Source organism: Lactiplantibacillus xiangfangensis, from assembly GCF_001438845.1.
Lineage (GTDB): Bacteria > Bacillota > Bacilli > Lactobacillales > Lactobacillaceae > Lactiplantibacillus > Lactiplantibacillus xiangfangensis.
In genome coordinates this window covers 1-303 of the sequence record NZ_JQCL01000024.1, presented here as the reverse complement: position 1 = coordinate 303, position 303 = coordinate 1, and the positions used below count along the sequence as shown (strand labels likewise).

Here is a 303-nt window from a genome sequence, read left to right as displayed (position 1 = left end):
GCATGATCTAAAAAAGCTATCAGCCCATGATCTTAATAAGTCCTATCAAGGCTTGCAACAACAAGTTCAGCAAGCAACTAGTCCACAACAAAAAGCGCAATTAAAAAATCAGTTAAACGATGTGCACCAAGAAATTAGTGATCGAACTCAAAAACAACTGAAAGCATTTGCTGAAGAAAATCCGGAAATCAAACAACCTGATCCTGAATACGATCAAAGTCTGAAACGTTAGCCAGCTTTTAAAGGACATGCTATAATGGAAACAGAAAAGGAAGCCCCGCCGAAAACAGGACTTCCCACGCA

At 39.6% G+C, this 303-nt stretch carries 1 pseudogene; it reads left to right on the top strand.

Annotated features, from left to right (window positions below):
- A pseudogene (locus IV64_RS02445) lies at window positions 1-232 on the top strand (LtrC-like protein); the annotation flags it as partial.
- Window positions 233-303: the final 71 nt, after the last annotated feature.